We start from the raw sequence: 18,227 nt of genomic DNA, 5'->3' as shown, positions 1-18,227 counted from the left end.
GGCCTTGGCCACGGCAGAAGCGCTGAGTTGACGGCGATCGGCCAGGGCACGCATCAAGCGTGCATCGGCCCCTGCCGCCAACCACGATTCGCCGTTGGCAAAAATGCGCTTGTCGTCGTAGACCATGCGAGTTTTGGCGTCCAGCACCACGCCCGCACCATCGGGCAAAGGCTCACCGGATTCGAACCAGACGCGGGGTTTGAGTTCCGTCAAAGACTCGCCCAAAGCGGCCTGGATCTTTTGTGGATCGTTCAGAAAGCGCTGCACAGCATCAAGCGCAAACTGCTGCAGGTCGACCGGGATGCGCCCTGGCTGATCGGTCGCGGTTTGTTGTGGGTCTCTGTACAGACGGGGCTTGGGGGCCGCCTCCATGGCTTCGGCACACCGGCCCAACACCTCACGGGTGATCTCGACGGCCTCGGGCGCACGAAAACCGATCGAGCAGGTCATGCATTCGCCCTCGGCCACGCCGTCGTGGCCCCACATGGGCGGCAGGTAAAGCATGTCGCCGGGCTCAAGCAGCCATTCTTCTTGCGGCTCGAAGTTGGCCAACACCTTCAGAGGCACATCAGGCCGCAGGCTGGCATCCTTGAGCGGCCCCACGCGCCAACGGCGGCGTCCGTGAACCTGCAGCAAGAACACATCGTAGGAATCGTAGTGCGGCCCGACCCCGCCGCCATCGCTGGCGTACGAGATCATCAGGTCGTCCACACGAGCCTGGGGCACGAAGCCAAATTGCCTCAGCAGCGCGTGGGCTGCCGGCACGTGCAGGTCAAGGCCTTGCACCAGCAGGGTCCAGCCGGGCTGCTCCAACTTGGGCACGGCGCGCCGGGGAATCGGGCCCTGGCGCAAACGCCATTCTTTGCTGACCGGATCTTGCACGATCAGGCGGGATTCGACTTCGTCCTGGCCCGCCAAGGCGAACAAGGCAGAGCGGCCCACCGGGGGCTTGACGCCGGGCATGGCCTGGCGGATCAACAGGGGTTTTTTCTGCCAATGGCGGCGCATGAATTGCTGGGGCGACAGGCCGCCCAGCAAGGTCGATGGCGCGTCCAGGGGCGCGTGGTTCAGATCGTTGGTGGTCAATGTCATGGCCGCCATTGTGCGACCTCTGACGCCAGCCGCCATGGCGTCCATGAGATGATTGAGGGATGATGATTTCCTCCCCCTGCGTCGTCAGCCTGGTCTGGCGACTCGAAGATGCGCAAGGCCAACTGATCGACGAACTGCCTGAACCCATGGAGTTCTTCGTCGGTGGCAATGACCTGCTGGCCAAGGTCGAAGAGGTCCTGATCGGGCAAGCCCCGGGCTTCACGGCCGACCTGAACCTGGCGCCCGAAGAGGCTTTTGGCGACTACAAAGCCGAGCTGGTTTTCTTTGAAACCCGCGACATCTTTCCGGCCGAAGTGGACGTTGGCATGCAGTTCGAAGGCCCCCCTGTGGGCTCGACCACCCCCGACTTGCCGCCAGACGTGCTTTACACCGTGACCGAGGTGTACGACACCCACGTCGTGATGGACGGCAACCATCCATTGGCTGGCGTGGCCCTGCGCCTGTCCATGAAGGTAGAAGGTGTGCGCACGGCCACGCTGGAAGAGATCGAGCAAGGCTCGGTGGCCGAATCGGTGTTCACGCTGGCGCCCAATCTAGCCCCCCCTGGCTCAGTGATGCACTGAGTTCAAGGGCCTCCTCAGCCGCGCCCTGTGGACCCGAAGCCACCTTCGCCCCGCGCGGTGGCCTCGAATGAATCCACCTGCCGAAAGCTGGCTTGCACGATCGGCACGATGATCATCTGCGCGATGCGCTCCATCGGCTCAATGGTGAAGGGCGCATTGCCACGGTTCCAGCAACTGACCATCAAGGGTCCCTGGTAATCGGAGTCGATCAGCCCGACCAGGTTGCCCAGCACGATGCCGTGCTTGTGGCCCAGGCCTGAGCGCGGCAGGATCATGGCCGCCAAGCCGGGGTCGGCCAGGTGCATCGACAAGCCCGTGGGGATCAGTTGGGCCTGCCCCGGCTCCAGCACTACGGCTTGGTCAAGGCAAGCGCGCAAGTCCAGCCCCGCGCTGCCCGGCGTGGCGTAAGCGGGCAAGTGGTCGGCCATGCGTGCATCGAGTACTTTGATGTCAACGGTCGTCATGTCAATTCAGTTCACAGGAAGAAGGTTCAGTCGGCGGGCCAGCTCCAGCATGAGTGCGCGCGCCAGCACCAGCTTGTCGGCCTTGCTGCCGTCCTCGGGCAATTGGCGCTGGTCGGTGGCATCCACCAACACCAAGGCATTGTCATCGTGGCCAAACGTGGCGGGGCCCAGGTTGCCGATGATCAAAGGGATGCGCTTGCGCAGCAGCTTGGCCCGCGCGTGCGCCAGCAGGTTCTCGCTTTCGGCGGCAAAGCCCACACAGTAAGGCGCTTTGGGCAGGGCGGCCACGGCGGCCAGGATGTCGGGGTTCTCGGTCAGCTCGAAAGTGGGCGCCACTTTCTTGCCTTCTTTCTTGATCTTGTGCTGGCTCAGTGAAGCTGGGCGCCAGTCGGCCACCGCCGCCGTGGCGATGAACACGTCGTGGTCGCCGGCCAACGGCAACACAGCGTCCTGCATCTGCAATGCAGACATCACGTCGATGCGGCGCACGCCCCGGGGTGTGGGCAGATGAACCGGCCCGGCGATCAGGGTGACTTGGGCACCCGCTTCCACCGCAGCGCGTGCCAAAGCAAAACCCATCTTGCCGCTGGAGTGGTTGGTGATGCCGCGCACCGGGTCAATCGATTCGAAGGTGGGCCCGGCGGTGATCAACAGGCGCTGGCCTTGCAAGATCTTGGGCTGGAAAAAGGCGATCAGGTCGTTCAGCAGATCAGCAGGTTCGATCATCCGGCCATCACCGACTTCGCCGCAGGCCTGGTCACCACTGTCGGGGCCGAGCAAGATGGTGCCGTCCTCTCGCAGGGTTTGCGCGTTGCGCTGCGTGGCCGGGTGCGACCACATCTCGCGGTTCATGGCGGGGGCGACCAACAAGGCGCAACGCTCACGAGGCCGCGCCAAGCACATCAGGCTGAGCAGTTCATGCGCACGGCCTTGCACCAGTTGCGCCATGAAATCAGCGCTGGCGGGCGCCACCACGATGGCATCGGCCTCTCGGCTGAGGTTGATGTGCGCCATGTTGTTGGGCTCGCGCGCATCCCATTGGCTGGTCGCCACGGGCCGACCGGACAGTGCCTGCATCGTCACCGAGGTGATGAAGGCTTGCGCCGCGTCGGTCATGACGACTTGAACGGTGGCACCTGCCTTGATCAAAAGGCGGACCAGTTCGGCCGATTTGTAGCAGGCGATACCGCCTGTCAGGCCCAGCACAATGTGCTTGCCCAGGAGATCTGAACGTTCTGACATGGGCCGGACTCTAGCAGGCTTGTCCAGCCCGCCAGATCAAGGATGCCGCAAAGCCGTCACAGGTGACTGAAGAACCCGCGCACGGTAGGTGCTGGGCGAAATGCCCGACCATCGTTTGAAAGCGTAGGTGAAAGCACGCCGGTCGGAAAAACCCAGCTCGATGCTGATGATTTCCATGCTGATCGCTTTTTTGCTCAGCATTTGCCGGGCACGGGCGTATTTGGCCTGGGCTTGCAAGTCGGCGAATTTGAACCCTTCGGCCTGCAGGCGCCGCTGCAAGGTGCGGGCATGGATGCCCATGGACTCGGCCGCCTCGTCCAGGCCGCCTTTGAGCAGTTCGGGCTGGCCTTCAAAGGCCTGGCGTACGGCTTCGGTTGCGGCAAAGTGCGGCTTGCTGGCCTCCAACTCGCGCACGATGGCCTGGCGCGCCTGGCCGTGGATGGAGGGCAGCGCGCCTTGCAGCGGGACATCCAGCATGGCTTTGGGAAACACCAAGGCATTGCGGGGGGCCCCAAATTGAACATGGCAAGGGAAGAAATCCTGAAACAAGGCGGCATTGTCAGGCCGCGCCCTTTGAAACTGCACGGCATGCAGCGGCTGCGAAAACAGCGCCAACGAACGACCCAGCATGGCCTTGGCAAATTTGCGGCAAGCAGCCAGCACGATTTCAATCACGAAGGGCGCTTCGGTACGGCGGGCCAATTCGGGATCAAGGGTCACCACAATGGCTGCTTCGGTGTCGGTCTCTTCCAGGCTGACCCACAGCCAGGGCAGTTGCATGGCCCGGATCCAGGGCAAGGCTTCAATGGCCTCTCGCATCGTGGGGCTGGTGGCCAGAAAAGCCTCGACCTGGGGGAAGCGGTCAAACACATAGGCCTCGCCCAATGCCAGGGGGAAATAGTGTGTGGTGGAGTGCTTGACACACACCTCAATGGCCCGCAGCAGCGCATCGGCGGTCACCATGCCAACGTGGGGCTTGTTCACATCCAGCTCAACACCCGCCTCCTGGAAAGCGGACTCGATCGGGAAGCCGCAACGGGCGGCGGCACGAACCCAACTGGGCACGCCAAACATGGGAATGGTGGCGGACAAGCTCGAAATCTCCGGGCTCCAGGAGGCCTGCTCCACACTTGGCTTTAATTGGACATTGGAGGTGAGCAAAATCATTTCCAATCAATATCTGAATACGTACGTTTTCTAATTTATGAGGGAATTCAACGAATATCGAACGATCGTATGAATTGGATAATCCAATCTATTTAAATTCTCGGCCCACCACAAGCTTTTCAGGCATCAAAACGGGAATAAATGACGACATTGATCAAATCCGTGTCGATAATCACGGTTCGTCGGCCACGGCATGGCAGGGAGTTCATGGGCCAAGGCGGCGGCGACGACACGGACAGCGACCGGTCGGCAGGACCATTTGGAAACGAACGTTGTCCGCACTCCAGGCCGTCATCAGGCCTTCGTCAGGCCACATTCAGGCCTGATTCAGCGGCTCACGCCCTGCCCTGCTGATCGCGCCAGTTGCTGGGGGTGCAACCTTCCCAACGTTTGAACGCTGCGGTGAAGGCCCGGCGGTCGGAGAAGCCCAGGCGCGCGCTGATGTCGTCGATGGACATGTCACCCTTGCGCAGCCAATCGCAGGCCAGTCGGTGGCGCATGCGGGCCTGCAGGTGCAGGTAGCCATCGCCTTCGTCCTTCAGACGGCGCTGCAGCGTGCGGGGATGCAGGTTCAGGCGCTCGGCCATGTCTTCCACGCCCAGGGCCAAGAGCCCTGGTTTCAGGGCGATGATTTCTTCGATCTCGGCGGCCACGCCCTGGCGACGGGCCTCTTTGCCCAAGCGCTGCTCGGCCAGGAAGTGCGCCTGCTCGTGCAGGGCCGGGAAGGCGCCTTCCAGCGGCAGGTCAAGGATGCGGCTTTCAAACACCAGCGCGTCCATGGGCTGGTTGAAGTTGACGGGCACCTCGAAGAACTGCTGCAGCTGCTCGGCATACGGTGGCGGAGGCCGTTTGATGGACACCGACACGAAGCCATCGGATGAGCCTTGCAAGGAACGGCCGAACTTGCGGACACAGGCCAGCAGGGCTTCGATCACATAGTGCAACGGCAGGCCGAGGGTTTCAACGTCGACCACGGGCACTTCAAAGCTGATCGCCACGTAGGCCAGATCGCCTTCTTCGCGGATGTCGAACTGTGCCCAGGGCAGCACCATGCGCTTGGCCATTTCAGCCACATCCAGGGCCTGGCGCAAGGTGGGGCTGGTGGTCAGCAGGGTTTCAAACTCGGGCAGGGATTCAAACGCGAAGGTGTCGCCCAATACCACCGGGAAATGCTTGTGGGGCGACATGGCCACGCACTGCTCCAGCACCGAGATCAACTGCAAGGGCGACACACGGGCGTCTTCCAGGCGGATCAGGTCGATGGTGATGCCGGCCTCTTTGAACAGCGGTTGCACGTTGAACCCGCACTTGGCGGCCGCCTTGATCCAGCTGGACAGCATGAACAGCGGAATGGGCTTGATGCCCAGAGCTTTGAGAACGATCGATGGAATCTGCATAAATGAAAACGGCCCACTCAAGGTGAGTGTGCCGCAGTCTACCGAAGATCGGGGTTTCAATAACGACGCAAAAAAAAACCTCCGTCACCGGAGGCCTGCTGGGTCGTCAGCTTGATCACATGGCGAGGGTTTGGCGCATTTGCTCGCTGGCCTTGACCGGGTCGCCACCGCTGCTGTTGAAGGCGGCCAGCCACTCAGGGTAGCCGTGCTGCGTGGACTCTTGCCACGGGTGGAAGCCCACCTTGTAGTAAGTCCAGTAAGCCTTGGCCATGGGGGCCAGCAAGCCATTGGGCTTGATCAACCACCAGATGCCACCAGCCATCAGCTTGATGCGTTGCGTCAGGGTGAAACCATCATGAATCAACATCTTGCGCTGGATGTAGAAGATGGTGACAGGGAACAGGATGGTGGCATCGACCAGGGCCAGCACACGCTTGAAGTAACCCACCTTGGCGACATCGACCATGACGTCGTAGGCAACACCCTTGTGCTCGACTTCTTCAATGGCATGCCAAGCGTACATGGCGCGCACGCGGGGGTCGGCTTCCTTCAGCAAATCGCGCTTGTCGAACATGCTGTGGGCAATGATCGACGTGAAGTGCTCCAGCGCGGCGGTGACCGCCACGGTATAGCTGCGGCTGTACCACTTGCGGTAGCGGTTGGTCAGAAAGTTCTCGACCCAGGCGCTCAGGCTCTCGGTGTCGATGCCTTGCTTGCGGATGCGTTCGTTGTCCTGACGGTGGACGATGCCGTGCTGGGCTTCTTGCTTGTTGAAGTCCTTGATCTCTTGCAGCATCTTCGGGTCGGTGACTTGGTCGCGGAAATCGCGCACACAGGTCATGAAGAACTTTTCACCGGGTGGAAAGATGATCGACAGAGCATCCCAGAAGCGCGACTTGAAAGGGTCGCCGCCAAACCAGTACTTGGGGATGTCGCCGTCCAGGTTGAAGTTCAGCTTCTCGCGGGGGACGATGGGATGGATTGCAACGGGGGTGGTCATGAGCAACACCTTTCTTGTAGTAAGTCGGTCCTCGGTGATTGAACTATAGGGATGCGGTGGCGTCGCTCACAGGATGCTGGATGACAAGATGGCATTGGCGCCGACATTCGCACAAAGAAAAAGGCTCCCGAAGGAGCCTTTTGGGTTGAACTCACGACATCAGAGTCGCTCATTCACCCATGCGGGCACGCCGGCGAGGGCTTGTGCCAGTTTGGAGGGGTCGGTGCCACCAGCCATGGCCATGTCAGGTTTGCCGCCACCCTTGCCACCCACCTGCTGGGCCACGAAGTTGACCAGCTCACCGGCCTTGAGTTTGCCGATGCTGTCGGCGGTCACGCCAGCGGCGATCTGCACTTTGCCACCCTCGACCGAGGCCAGCACGATGGCGGCCGTCTTGAGCTTGTCCTTGAGCTTGTCCATCGTGTCGCGCAGTGCCTTGGCATCGGCGCCATCGAGCACGGCGGCCAGCACCTTGATGCCCTTGATGTCGACGGCCTGGGCCATCAGCTCGTCGCCCTGGCTGGAAGCCAGCTTGCCCTTGATGGCGGCGAGTTCTTTTTCCAGCGCGCGGATCTGATCTTGCGCGGCGGCCACGCGGGCAGACACTTCGGCAGGCGCGGCCTTGAGCAGGCTGGCCAGTCCTTGCACAGTGCTTTCCAGCGACTGCAGGTAGCTCAGGGCATTGATACCGGTGACGGCTTCGACGCGGCGCACGCCAGCGGCCACGCCGCTTTCGGCCACGATCTTGAACAGGCCGATGTCGCCGGTGCGCTTGACGTGCGTGCCACCGCAAAGCTCTTTGGATGAGCCGATGCTGAGCACGCGGACTTCATCGGCGTACTTCTCACCGAACAGCATCATGGCGCCAGTCTTTTGAGCGTCTTCCAGGCCCATCACGGCAGCATTGGTGCCCTCGTTGAGCAGGATCTCGGCGTTCACCAGCTCTTCGACCTGACGGATTTCATCGGCCGTCATGGGCGCGTTGTGCGCGAAGTCGAAGCGCGTGCGGTCTGCCGTGACCTGCGAGCCCTTTTGCTGCACGTGGCCACCCAGCACTTCGCGCAAGGCTTTGTGCATCAGGTGGGTGGCGCTGTGGTTGCGGATGGTGCGGGCGCGCACATCGGCATCAACGCGGGCATTCACCGTGTCGCCCACCTTGATCTCGCCTTCGACCACGCGGCCGTGGTGACCGAACACATCGGCTTGGATCTTGTGCGTGTCTTCGACGACGAAGCGCGAGGTGCCGTTGCGCAGGTCGCCGCTGTCGCCAGCCTGGCCGCCGGACTCGGCGTAGAAGGGGGTGTCGTTCAGCACGATGACGGCGTCGTCACCCGCGTGGGCGGATTGGGCGGGGCTGCCGTCCACGTAGACGGCGGTGACCTTGGAGCCTTCGTGGGTCAGGTGGTCGTAGCCGTGGAAGGTGGTGGGGGTGCCGGTGTACGCCAGGCCGGTGGCCATCTTGAACTTACCGGCGGCGCGGGCTTGTTGGCGCTGGTGGGTCATGGCGGCATCGAACGCCACCGTATCAACGGTAAGGCCATCCTCACGACAAACATCGGCTGTCAAATCGACAGGAAAACCAAAGGTGTCATGCAACTTGAAAGCCAAGGCGCCGTCAAGTACCTTTGCGCCCTGCCCCTTCTCAAGAAACAGTTCTGCAATCGCCGAGCTGAGCATTTGCATACCGTTCTCGATGGTCTGGAAGAAGCGCTCTTCTTCGGTCTTCAGGACCTCGGTGATGCGCTTTTCGTTCTGGCGCAGTTCGGGGTAGGCATCGCCCATCTGCTCGACCAAGGCACCGACCAGCTTGTGGAAGAACGGCGTGCGGGCACCCAGTTTGTAGCCATGACGGATGGCGCGGCGCGTGATGCGGCGCAGCACGTAGCCGCGGCCTTCGTTGCTGGGGATCACGCCATCGGCCACGGTGAAAGAGCACGCGCGGATGTGGTCGGCGATGACCTTCAGGCTGGGGCTCGATGCATCGACATCACCACCGCCAGCGGCGTCTACCGCTGACTTGGCCGCAGCCAGTAAAGCCACGAACAAATCGATCTCGTAGTTGCCATGCACACCTTGCAGCACAGCGGCGATGCGCTCCAGGCCCATGCCGGTGTCCACGCTGGGCTTGGGCAACTTGTGCATCACGCCCGCTTCGTCGCGGTTGAACTGCATGAACACGTTGTTCCAGATCTCGATGAAGCGGTCGCCATCTTCATCGGGGCTGCCGGGCGGGCCGCCGGGGATGTGGTCACCGTGGTCGTAGAAGATCTCGGTGCAGGGGCCGCAGGGGCCGGTGTCGCCCATCATCCAGAAGTTGTCGGAGGCGTAGCGGGCGCCCTTGTTGTCGCCGATGCGGATGATGCGCTCAGCCGACACGCCGATCTCTTTGTGCCAGATGTCGTAGGCTTCGTCGTCGTCGGCGTACACCGTGACGGTGAGCTTGTCTTTGGGCAGCTTAAAGACCTCGGTCAGCAACTCCCAAGCGAAGCCAATGGCGTCGCGCTTGAAGTAGTCGCCGAAGCTGAAATTGCCCAGCATCTCAAAAAAGGTGTGGTGGCGGGCGGTGTAACCCACGTTGTCCAGGTCGTTGTGCTTGCCGCCAGCGCGGATGCACTTTTGCGACGAGGTGGCACGGGTGTAGGGGCGCTTGTCGAAGCCCAGGAACACGTCCTTGAACTGGTTCATGCCCGCGTTGGTGAACAGCAGGGTCGGGTCGTCACCGGGCACCACGGGGCTGGAGGCCACGATGGTGTGGCCCTTCGACTCGAAGAACTTCAGAAACTTGGAGCGGATCTCGGCGGCTTTCATCTGGGGGCTTCCGGTTCAGAACGTGGGGCGGGGCGACCCGGGCCTGATGGCAACCGGGTAAAGCAAAGCTTCTGATTATAGGTTTCAGGGGGGTGGCCTATCATTCTGGCCCGTGCATGCTTTCCCGAGAACCGCCATGACCGATTTTCCTGCCCCCCTGGCCGCGCTGAAAGACCCTTCCCTGCTCAAGACCCACGCCCTGATCGACGGGCAATGGGTGGATGCCGCTGAGCGCTTCGACGTGCGCGACCCGGCCACTGGGCAATTGCTGGCGCAGGTGCCGAACCTGGGTGCCACCCAGACCGAAGCGGCCATCGCCGCCGCCAACCGCGCCTGGCCCGCTTGGCGTGCCCTGACCGCCAAGGCTCGGTCCACCATCATGATGAAGTGGTTTGCCCTGCTGATTGACAACGCGGACGACCTGGCCCGGATCATGACCGCGGAGCAAGGCAAGCCGCTGGCAGAATCGAAAGGCGAAGTGGCCTACGGTGCCAGCTTCATCGAATGGTTCGCCGAAGAAGCCCGCCGCGTGTATGGCGAAACGGTGCCCAGCACCGACGCCAGCAAGCGCTTTTTGGTGATCCGCCAGCCGATTGGCGTCTGCGCGGCGATCACGCCCTGGAACTTCCCCATCGCCATGATCACCCGCAAGGTGGCGCCTGCCCTGGCCGCTGGCTGCCCCGTGGTCATCAAGCCGGCCGAGGCCACCCCACTGTCGGCGCTGGCCGTGGCCGAATTGGCCTTGCGCGCCGGCATGCCGCCGGGCGTGTTGAACATCATCACCGCCGATGCGGAGCGGTCGATTGAAGTGGGCAAGGTGCTCTGCGCCAGCGACACGGTGCGCCACCTGTCCTTCACCGGATCAACCGAGGTGGGCCGCATCCTGATGAAGCAGTGTGCGCCCACCATCAAGAAGTTGTCGCTGGAGTTGGGCGGCAACGCGCCCTTCATCGTGTTCAACGATGCCGACATCGACGCGGCCGTGGAAGGCGCGCTGATCGCCAAGTACCGCAATGCGGGCCAAACCTGCGTGTGCGCTAACCGCCTGTACGCGCAAGCCGACATCCACGACGAGTTCGTGGCCAAGCTTTCAAAACGTGTGGCGCAGATGAAAGTGGGCAACGGTTTTGAAGCCGGCGTGGTGCAAGGCCCGTTGATCGATGACCAAGCCTTGGCCAAGGTTGAAGACCTGGTGGCCGATGCCGTGGCCAAAGGCGCCAAGGTCGTCACGGGTGGCAAGAAAGCGCCCGTGGACGGCGGCAACTTCTACACGCCCACGGTACTGTCCAACGCATCAAGCGACATGCGCTTGGCGCGCGAGGAAATTTTCGGCCCCGTGGCCCCTGTCTTCAAGTTCGACACCGAAGCCGAAGCCATCGCCATGGCCAACGACACCGAGTTCGGCCTGGCCAGCTATTTCTACAGCCGCGACATCGGCCGCATCTTCCGCGTGGGCGAAGCGTTGGAATACGGCATGGTCGGGGTCAACACTGGCCTGATTTCAAGCTGCGAAGTGCCCTTTGGTGGCGTGAAGCAATCCGGCCTGGGCCGCGAAGGCGCGCGCCAGGGCATGGACGATTACCTGGAAGCCAAGTACCTTTGCCTTGGCGGATTGGACAAGTGAGCCGAACATGACTTTTCTGCACGATTTGTGGCCTTTGGCGCCACGCCACTGGGTGCTGCTGGCTTTCATCGCCGCCGCGTTGCACTCGCACCTGCGCGGCAAGATGCGCTTTGGCCTGGTGCGCGCATTGACCGACTTCACCGTGCTGATTGCACCGCTGAACTCGCTGATGGTGATGTTCTCGAAGGTGGGCTCGCAGCCTTACCTGGACCCTAAAAAGTTCCCGGAGTTGCAACTGCTGCAGGACAACTGGGAGGTCATGCGCGAAGAAGCCTTGCACCTGGACGGGCGCGGCAACATCAAGGCGGCCGACAGCTACAACGACATCGGCTTCAACTCCTTTTTCCGAACAGGCTGGAAGCGTTTCTACCTGAAGTGGTATGGCGACGATCTTCAATCAGCCAAAGACCTGTGCCCCAAGACAGTGGCGTTGCTCAAGCAGATTCCTGGCGTCAAGGCCGCCATGTTTGCCTCGTTGCCGCCCGGTGCCCGCCTGGTGCGCCACCGCGACCCCTATGCCGGCTCGCTGCGCTACCACCTTGGCCTGATCACACCCAACGACCCCGGCTGCTACATCGACGTCGATGGTGAAAAGTACCACTGGAAAGATGGCGAAGTCGTGATGTTCGACGAGACCTACATCCACTACGCCGAGAACACCACCGACCACCCGCGCATCATCTTGTTCGCCGACATCGAGCGCCCGGTCTACACGCCCATCATGCGCTGGATCAACCGTGGCTTTGGCTCGCTGGTGATGACGGCGGCCGCCACGCAGAACGTGGAAGGCGAACCCGTGGGTGGCCTGAACAAGTTCTTCTTCCACTTCTACCAATTGCGCGCCAAGGCCAAGGTCTTGAAAGCGCGCAACCGCACGGCCTACTATGTGGGCAAGTGGGTGCTGATTGGCGGGCTGCTCTGGGCCATCTTTTATTGATCAGAGATCAGCCTTTTCCAAACGCCATGGCAAATGCCAGGAGCCCTTCATGTCCCATGAATTCATCAGGCAACTTGTGTTGACGGCCGTACTGACCGCCACCTGCGCCATCGCCAGCGCGGCAGAGCCGCCTCAATTTGTCACCGCTGCGGCCAGCAAAGCCTCGTCGGTGGCGGCCAAGATCGAAAAATCTGTTAAGCATGGCCTGCAAAAAGCGGCCAGCGCAGTTGAACGCGGCGCCTCCGCCACAGGCAGTGCCATCAACAAAACCGCCAGGAAGCTCGGCTTGCCCACGCCACCAGCTTCTTCTGCCAGCGAATGAAGAAGTCCGAACTGTGGGTTTAGAATGCGGCCTGTCTGCGGGTGTCGTTCAATGGCAGGACTCTTGCTTCCCAAGCAAATAACGTGGGTTCGATTCCCATCACCCGCTCCAGGCACAAGCGCTATCGGCGCCGCGACCGGCCCAACCCATGCAGGCCAATGGCGACCAGGCCCAGGGCCAACAAAGCAAAACTGGGCGGCTCGCTCACGGCGGCCACGGGGCTGGACGCCCGGTCTTTGGCTTTGCCCAACATCCCGGGTTCAGCATAGGCACTCATGCCGACCAGCAAGCTGAACGCCAACACACAGCGACTGGCATTCAGCAACATTGGGACTCTGCTCACGTTCAAAACTCCACTCAGGCCATTGGCGGTCAAATCCGCTCAGGCAATGATGCGCGCCCGCTCCTTTGAAAAGCGGACTCATCACCCCCCAGATGAATGGCCGCCCAACACCGATCGGGCTTCTGCGTGATTTAGTACCCTGTCCGCTTTAAGGGACAGCCCTAGTGCGGCCGTTAAAGGACAATGGCGGCCTGTCCCCAGCCAGCATTTCCCCGACTTCACCCATGAGCACCGCCCTGCCCCCCGACGACAACGACCCGCCATCGTCCGGCTACCCCCACCGCACCATCCGCAGCTTTGTGATGCGCGCCGGGCGGACCACGGAAGGCCAGGCCAAGGCCTTGGTCGAACTGGGCCCCAAGTACCTGTTGCCTTACGACAAGGCGCATCTGGACTACGCCGGCACTTTTCAGCGCCAGGCACCGGTCGTGCTCGAAATCGGCTTTGGCATGGGCGATGCCACCGCCACCATCGCGCAAACCTTGCCCGACGTGGACTTCATCGGCGTTGAAGTGCACGAACCCGGCGTGGGCGCCCTGCTCAAGCGCATTGGCGACCAGCACATCACCAACCTGCGATTGATCCGCCACGACGCGGTCGAGGTGCTGGACCACATGATCCAGCCCGCGTCGCTGGCCGGCGTGCACATTTTTTTCCCCGACCCGTGGCACAAGACGCGCCACAACAAGCGCCGCTTGATCCAGGCACCTTTGGTGGCCCACCTGACCTCGCGCCTGGCCCCTGGCGCCTACCTGCACTGCGCCACCGACTGGGAGCCCTACGCCCGCCAGATCCTGCAAGTGCTGAGCGACGAGCCTAGCTTGGCCAACACCGCCGAGGGCTACGCGTCCAAGCCCGCCTACCGGCCGCTGACCAAGTTTGAGAACCGAGGACTGAAACTCGGCCACGGTGTTTGGGACTTGGTGTTCAAAAAGCGCTGAAAAGCCCCTCTCATGACCTAGACCCCACGCACCCGTTGACGTTACGCTGAAGACGTTGACTGGAGTGCGCTGTGAATAAACTCTCCGACCGCTTACCGCTACCCTGGGCCGATGAAGCCGCGCAAATCGACAAGCTGAGGCTGCGCCTGCAAGACAAGCTCGACTGGGGCATCGTGCGCCAGCAATGCGAGCCCTGGGTGCGCGGCATCCGCCACCGCCCGCCGCCCTTCTGGGCACTTGAATCCCTGCTGCAAGAGTTTCCGCTGTCCAGCACCGAAGGCCTGGCTTTGATGCGCCTGGCCGAAGCCCTGTTGCGCGTGCCTGACCAAGACACTGCCCAGGCCCTGATCGGCGACCAGTTAGCCCAGGCCGACTTTGCCAAGCACGCCGACAACGGCTCGGCCCATCCCTGGTTGTCCAGCGCCTCGGCCCGTGTGCTGGACCTGGCGCACCAGTTGCTGCCTTCACAAGATGGCCGCACCGCCGCGCCCACCTTGGTCCAACGCCTGGGGGGGCCCACCGTGGTGTCCGCCACCGCGCGCGCGCTGCAGTTGCTGGGTCGCCAATTCGTGCTCGGCCAGACCGTGGACGAGGCCTTGGCCCAGGCCCGCAAGCAAACCCGGGCCGACGCCGACCAAGGCCTGACCACCCGCCACAGTTTCGACATGCTGGGCGAAGGTGCCCGCACCTGGGCTGATGCCGACCGCTACCTGGCGTCTTACCAGCGGGCCTTGTCGCAACTGGGCCAGCCCGGCGACAAGAAAGCGCAGCAATTGCCGTTTTCTCAGCGCCCTGGCCTGTCGATCAAGCTGTCTGCCCTGCACCCGCGCTTCGACCCCTCGCAACACGAAGCCCTGGTGCGCGAACTGCTGCCCAGGCTGGAGCAACTGGCCCACCAAGCCGACGAGGCCGGCGTGCTGCTGACCCTGGACGCTGAGGAGTCTTTCCGGCTGGAGTTGCAGCTTGACCTGCTGGCCCGCCTGATGCCCGCCGCTGGCGATGGCCTGGGCCTGGCCGTGCAGGCCTACCAGCACCGCGCCCTGGCCGTGATCGACGAAGTGCAACGCCTGGCCACCCTGCACGACAAACGCCTCACCGTGCGCCTGGTCAAAGGCGCTTACTGGGACACCGAAATCAAGCGCGCCCAAGAGCTGGGCCTGAACGGCTACCCCGTCTACACGCACAAGGCCAACACCGATCTTTCTTACCTGGCCTGCGCCGATGCCCTGCTGGCCTGCAGCGATGTGCTTTACCCCCAATTCGCCACGCACAACGCGGCCACCATCGCCGCCGTCATGCAATTGGCCAGGCAACATGGTGTCGGCCCGGAGCGCTACGAATGGCAGCGCTTGCACGGCATGGGCGAAGGCGTGTACCGCGAATTGCGCCACCTCAAGGCCTCACCTGAAACTGGCGCCGCCCTGCGCATTTACGCCCCCGTGGGCGAACACCGGGACCTGCTGGCCTACCTGGTGCGGCGCCTGCTGGAGAACGGCGCCAACGCCTCGTTTGTGCACCAACTGGCCGACCCGCAGGTCAGCCTGGATGAGTTGCTGGCCTCGCCCTGGCTCACGGCCATCGACACCGAACACGGCCCTGGCGTGGTGCCACCCGCCAGGCTCTATGGCCCCGACCGACGCAACGCGATTGGCCGCGACCTGAACTGCCAGATGCACCGCGATGCGCTTGAGGCCGCCATTCACGTCAGGCGCGCGCAAGCCACCGTGCCCTCGCCTTGCCACGCCCTGTGCGCCGCCGAGGCCCAGGCGCTGATGGAATCGCTCAGCCAAGGCTGGCAAGACTGGGAAGAAACGCCCGCACCCGCTCGCTGCGCCGTGCTCGACAAAGTGGCCAACCTGCTGGAAGCCGAGTTCGACAGCTGGGCCGCCGACCTGGTGGTGGAAGCCCGCAAGACCATGAGCGATGCCGTGGCCGAGGTGCGCGAAATCATTGATCTGGCGCGCTATTACGCCCAGCAAGGCCGCCATCACCTGAAATCGCAAGCGCTGCCCGGCCCCACCGGCGAAAGCAACGACTGGCAGTTGCGCGGCCGTGGCGTGTTCGTCTGCATCGCGCCGTGGAACTTTCCACTGGCGATCTTTGGTGGGCAGGTGATGGCCGCGCTGGTGGCCGGCAACGCCGTGGCCGCCAAGCCCGCTGACCAGACCCCCGACATCGGGCGCCGCTTCGTGGCGCTGCTGCACCAGGCTGGCGTGCCCGCCGACGTGCTGGGCTGCGCCTGCGGGCCGGGTGCCGTGGTCGGTGCCGCGCTGGTGGCCAGCAAGCACTGCGCGGGTGTGGCCTTCACCGGCTCGGTGGCCACGGGCAAGCGCATCCAGCGCATGCTGGCCCAGGGCGATCGCCCGATCGTGCCCTTGATCGCCGAGACCGGCGGCCTCAACGCCATGGTCGTGGACAGCACCGCCTTGCCCGAACAGGTGATGGACGCCGTGGTGGCCAGCGCCTTTTTGAGCGCAGGCCAACGCTGCTCGGCCTTGCGCCTGCTGTGCCTGCACAGCGCCACGGCCGACGCGTTGGAAGCGATGCTGGCGGGCGCTTTGCAAACCCTGGTGATGGGCGACAGCGCCGAATGGGCCACCGACGTGGGGCCCGTCATTGATGCCAATGCGCACGATCTGCTCAATGCCCACTTGGCCGAGTTGGACCACCAGGCGCAGCAACCCCTATCCGGTGTGCGCCTGATTGGCCGGGCCACCTTGGCCTCGTCGTCAAACGCACCGCACATCGTGCCCCCCACCGCCTACACCTTGCCCCGCGTCAGCGCTCTCACCGCCGAGCACTTTGGCCCGATCCTGCACGTGGTGCGCTGGGGCCCGGGCACGCAGGCGCCCGACATCGACGCGCTGATTGAGCAGATCAATGCCACCGGATATGGTTTGACTTTGGGGGTGCAGACGCGCATCGACTCGCGCGCGCAGCACATCGCCCGCCGCACGCGTGTGGGCAATGTGTATGTGAACCGGGGAATGACTGGCGCCGTGGTGGGGTCGCAACCCTTTGGCGGCCAGGGATGGAGCGGCACCGGCCCGAAAGCCGGCGGCCCTCACTACCTGCTGCGGTTTTGCACCGAGCAAGTGATCAGCATCAACACGGCGGCAGCAGGCGGCAATGCCGCGCTGCTGACGCGAGGACGCTGACCCGATCGATCAGTTGGCAGCAGCAGGTGCGCTGAACTTGAAGTCGGTCTTGGCCTTGGCCTTCAGGTCGTCGCGGTACTTGGCCAGCTTGGCTTGCGCATTGCGCTGTTGCAGCTGCACCTTGACTTCATCATAGGGTGGGAACTGGGTGGCGCGCGAGTCTTCCAGCTTGATGATGTGGTAGCCGAATTGCGATTTCACCGGGGTTTCGGTGAACTTGCCTTTTTCCAACTTGGACATGGCTTCGGAGAACTCGGGCACGTAGTTGCCAGGCGCAGCCCAATCCAGATCGCCACCGTTTTCGGCAGAGCCCGGATCCTTGGAGTTCTTCTTGGCCAGGTCTTCGAACTTGGCGCCGGCCTTGAGTTGGGTGATGATGGCCTTGGCTTCGTCTTCCTTCTCGACCAGGATGTGGCGAGCGCGGTATTCCTTGTCGCCGTTCTGAGCCTTGATCTTGTCGTACTCAGCGCGCAAGTCGGCTTCGCTGTCCTTGGACTTGGCCTGGAAGTCGGTGAACAGAGCCTGGATCAGGATCGACTGACGCGCGAATTCCATTTGCGTCTTGTAGTCGCTGGTGGCGGCAATGCCTTTCTTTTCGGCCTCTTGCACGAAGATCTCGCGCAACACCAACTCTTCCCTGACCTTGGCTTCCAGGTCAGGCGTCTTGGCCTGTTGGCCCTGCTTGACGATCTGGGTCATCATGGCGTCGAACCGGGCTTTGGGCACGGGCTTGCCATTGACGATGGCGATGTTCTGGGCCATCACCAGAGGAGCGGCCAGCGACAGGGTCGCGGCCAGAACGGCGGACTTGATGACATGGGTGCGGAAAGTCTTCATGAGCGAATTTTGTTAGGTTGTTTCGTTGTCAGACAGGCTCGGCCTTGATGGCCAGCGCATGGATGCCCTGCGGTATCAAATCGCGAAGAGCATCATACACAAGGCGATGCCGTTGAACGTGTGACAGTCCGTTAAAGCACTGGGCACGCAAATGCACGCTGAAATGCCGTCCTGACTTGGCGCCTTCGTGCCCGGCATGGAGGTGACTGTCATCGGTCACGTCAATGCTGAGCGGCTGCAACGCCGTTGTCAGGGCGGCTTGAATTTGTTCGGCGGTCACGCCTTGAAGTGGAGTCATGGTCAGGCCTGAA

The 18,227-nt window shown here is 62.7% G+C and carries 16 protein-coding genes and 1 tRNA gene; 7 read left to right on the top strand and 10 right to left on the bottom strand.

The genetic code is table 11. The features are described 5' to 3' along the window. Positions 1–1,092 (bottom strand): cupin domain-containing protein (locus tag H7225_RS00200; protein WP_290658426.1); only part of this gene is annotated, 1,092 nt, incomplete at its 3' end. A gap of 59 nt (positions 1,093–1,151) precedes the next feature. Between H7225_RS00200 and H7225_RS00195 the strand changes: the two genes are divergently transcribed. Then, the gene (locus H7225_RS00195; RefSeq protein ID WP_290658423.1) at positions 1,152–1,676 is read left to right on the top strand and encodes a peptidylprolyl isomerase; all 525 of its coding nucleotides are present in this window, start codon (positions 1,152–1,154) and stop codon (positions 1,674–1,676) included. 14 nt (positions 1,677–1,690) lie between these two features. Here the strand turns inward: H7225_RS00195 and dut are convergent, their stop codons facing one another. From dut to alaS, 6 genes are all read right to left on the bottom strand, one after another. After that, complete coding sequence (gene dut, locus H7225_RS00190; RefSeq protein WP_290658421.1) at positions 1,691–2,140, bottom strand: dUTP diphosphatase; 450 nt, start codon at positions 2,138–2,140, stop codon at positions 1,691–1,693. A gap of 6 nt (positions 2,141–2,146) precedes the next feature. Then, positions 2,147–3,382 carry a bifunctional phosphopantothenoylcysteine decarboxylase/phosphopantothenate--cysteine ligase CoaBC gene (gene coaBC, locus H7225_RS00185; protein WP_290658420.1) on the bottom strand — a complete coding sequence of 412 codons (1,236 nt, stop codon included), beginning with the start codon at positions 3,380–3,382 and terminating at the stop codon, positions 2,147–2,149. A 36-nt stretch (positions 3,383–3,418) separates the two neighbouring features. Beyond that, entirely contained in the window at positions 3,419–4,474 is a 1,056-nt protein-coding gene (locus tag H7225_RS00180; RefSeq protein ID WP_290658416.1) for an AraC family transcriptional regulator, read from the bottom strand. Between the two features lie 410 nt (positions 4,475–4,884). After that, positions 4,885–5,946: an AraC family transcriptional regulator gene (locus H7225_RS00175; protein WP_290658414.1), complete on the bottom strand. Its 1,062-nt coding sequence runs from the start codon at positions 5,944–5,946 to the stop codon at positions 4,885–4,887. Positions 5,947–6,061: 115 nt separating this feature from the next. Next, a complete protein-coding gene (locus H7225_RS00170; RefSeq protein ID WP_290658412.1) occupies positions 6,062–6,946 on the bottom strand; it encodes a metal-dependent hydrolase in 885 nt (294 codons plus the stop codon). Between the two features lie 159 nt (positions 6,947–7,105). Beyond that, the gene (gene alaS, locus H7225_RS00165) at positions 7,106–9,754 is read right to left on the bottom strand and encodes an alanine--tRNA ligase (RefSeq protein ID WP_290658410.1); all 2,649 of its coding nucleotides are present in this window, start codon (positions 9,752–9,754) and stop codon (positions 7,106–7,108) included. 136 nt (positions 9,755–9,890) lie between these two features. Here alaS and H7225_RS00160 point away from each other — a divergent pair, with 136 nt between their 5' ends. The 4 genes from H7225_RS00160 (at position 9,891) to H7225_RS00145 (ending at position 12,748) form a co-directional block, all read left to right on the top strand. Continuing rightward, a complete protein-coding gene (locus H7225_RS00160; RefSeq protein WP_290658408.1) occupies positions 9,891–11,378 on the top strand; it encodes an NAD-dependent succinate-semialdehyde dehydrogenase in 1,488 nt (495 codons plus the stop codon). A gap of 7 nt (positions 11,379–11,385) precedes the next feature. Next, positions 11,386–12,315: an aspartyl/asparaginyl beta-hydroxylase domain-containing protein gene (locus H7225_RS00155; protein ID WP_290658407.1), complete on the top strand. Its 930-nt coding sequence runs from the start codon at positions 11,386–11,388 to the stop codon at positions 12,313–12,315. A 49-nt stretch (positions 12,316–12,364) separates the two neighbouring features. Further along, positions 12,365–12,637, top strand: a complete 273-nt coding sequence (locus H7225_RS00150) for a hypothetical protein (RefSeq protein WP_290658406.1) — start codon at positions 12,365–12,367, stop codon at positions 12,635–12,637. A gap of 37 nt (positions 12,638–12,674) precedes the next feature. Further along, positions 12,675–12,748 (top strand) — tRNA-Gly (locus tag H7225_RS00145). Between the two features lie 10 nt (positions 12,749–12,758). Here H7225_RS00145 and H7225_RS00140 read toward each other — a convergent pair. After that, positions 12,759–12,980 carry a hypothetical protein gene (locus H7225_RS00140; protein WP_290658404.1) on the bottom strand — a complete coding sequence of 74 codons (222 nt, stop codon included), beginning with the start codon at positions 12,978–12,980 and terminating at the stop codon, positions 12,759–12,761. A 224-nt stretch (positions 12,981–13,204) separates the two neighbouring features. Here H7225_RS00140 and trmB point away from each other — a divergent pair, with 224 nt between their 5' ends. Beyond that, on the top strand, positions 13,205–13,921 hold the full coding sequence (gene trmB / locus H7225_RS00135; protein ID WP_290658402.1) for a tRNA (guanosine(46)-N7)-methyltransferase TrmB: 717 nt from the start codon (positions 13,205–13,207) through the stop codon (positions 13,919–13,921). Between the two features lie 71 nt (positions 13,922–13,992). Continuing rightward, on the top strand, positions 13,993–17,079 hold the full coding sequence (putA, locus tag H7225_RS00130) for a bifunctional proline dehydrogenase/L-glutamate gamma-semialdehyde dehydrogenase PutA (RefSeq protein ID WP_290658399.1): 3,087 nt from the start codon (positions 13,993–13,995) through the stop codon (positions 17,077–17,079). Positions 17,080–17,088: 9 nt separating this feature from the next. Here putA and H7225_RS00125 read toward each other — a convergent pair whose 3' ends face one another. Further along, positions 17,089–17,916: a peptidylprolyl isomerase gene (locus H7225_RS00125; RefSeq protein ID WP_290658396.1), complete on the bottom strand. Its 828-nt coding sequence runs from the start codon at positions 17,914–17,916 to the stop codon at positions 17,089–17,091. Positions 17,917–17,944: 28 nt separating this feature from the next. Next, positions 17,945–18,214 (bottom strand): BolA family protein, encoded by a 270-nt coding sequence (locus tag H7225_RS00120; protein WP_290658394.1) that lies wholly within the window; start codon positions 18,212–18,214, stop codon positions 17,945–17,947. Between the last annotated feature and the right edge of the window lie 13 nt (positions 18,215–18,227).

This window comes from Aquabacterium sp. (assembly GCF_014378415.1).
Classification (GTDB): Bacteria; Pseudomonadota; Gammaproteobacteria; order Burkholderiales; family Burkholderiaceae_C; genus Aquabacterium.
Note: the sequence above shows the minus strand (reverse complement) of the source record. Positions and strands in the feature narration are given on the sequence as shown.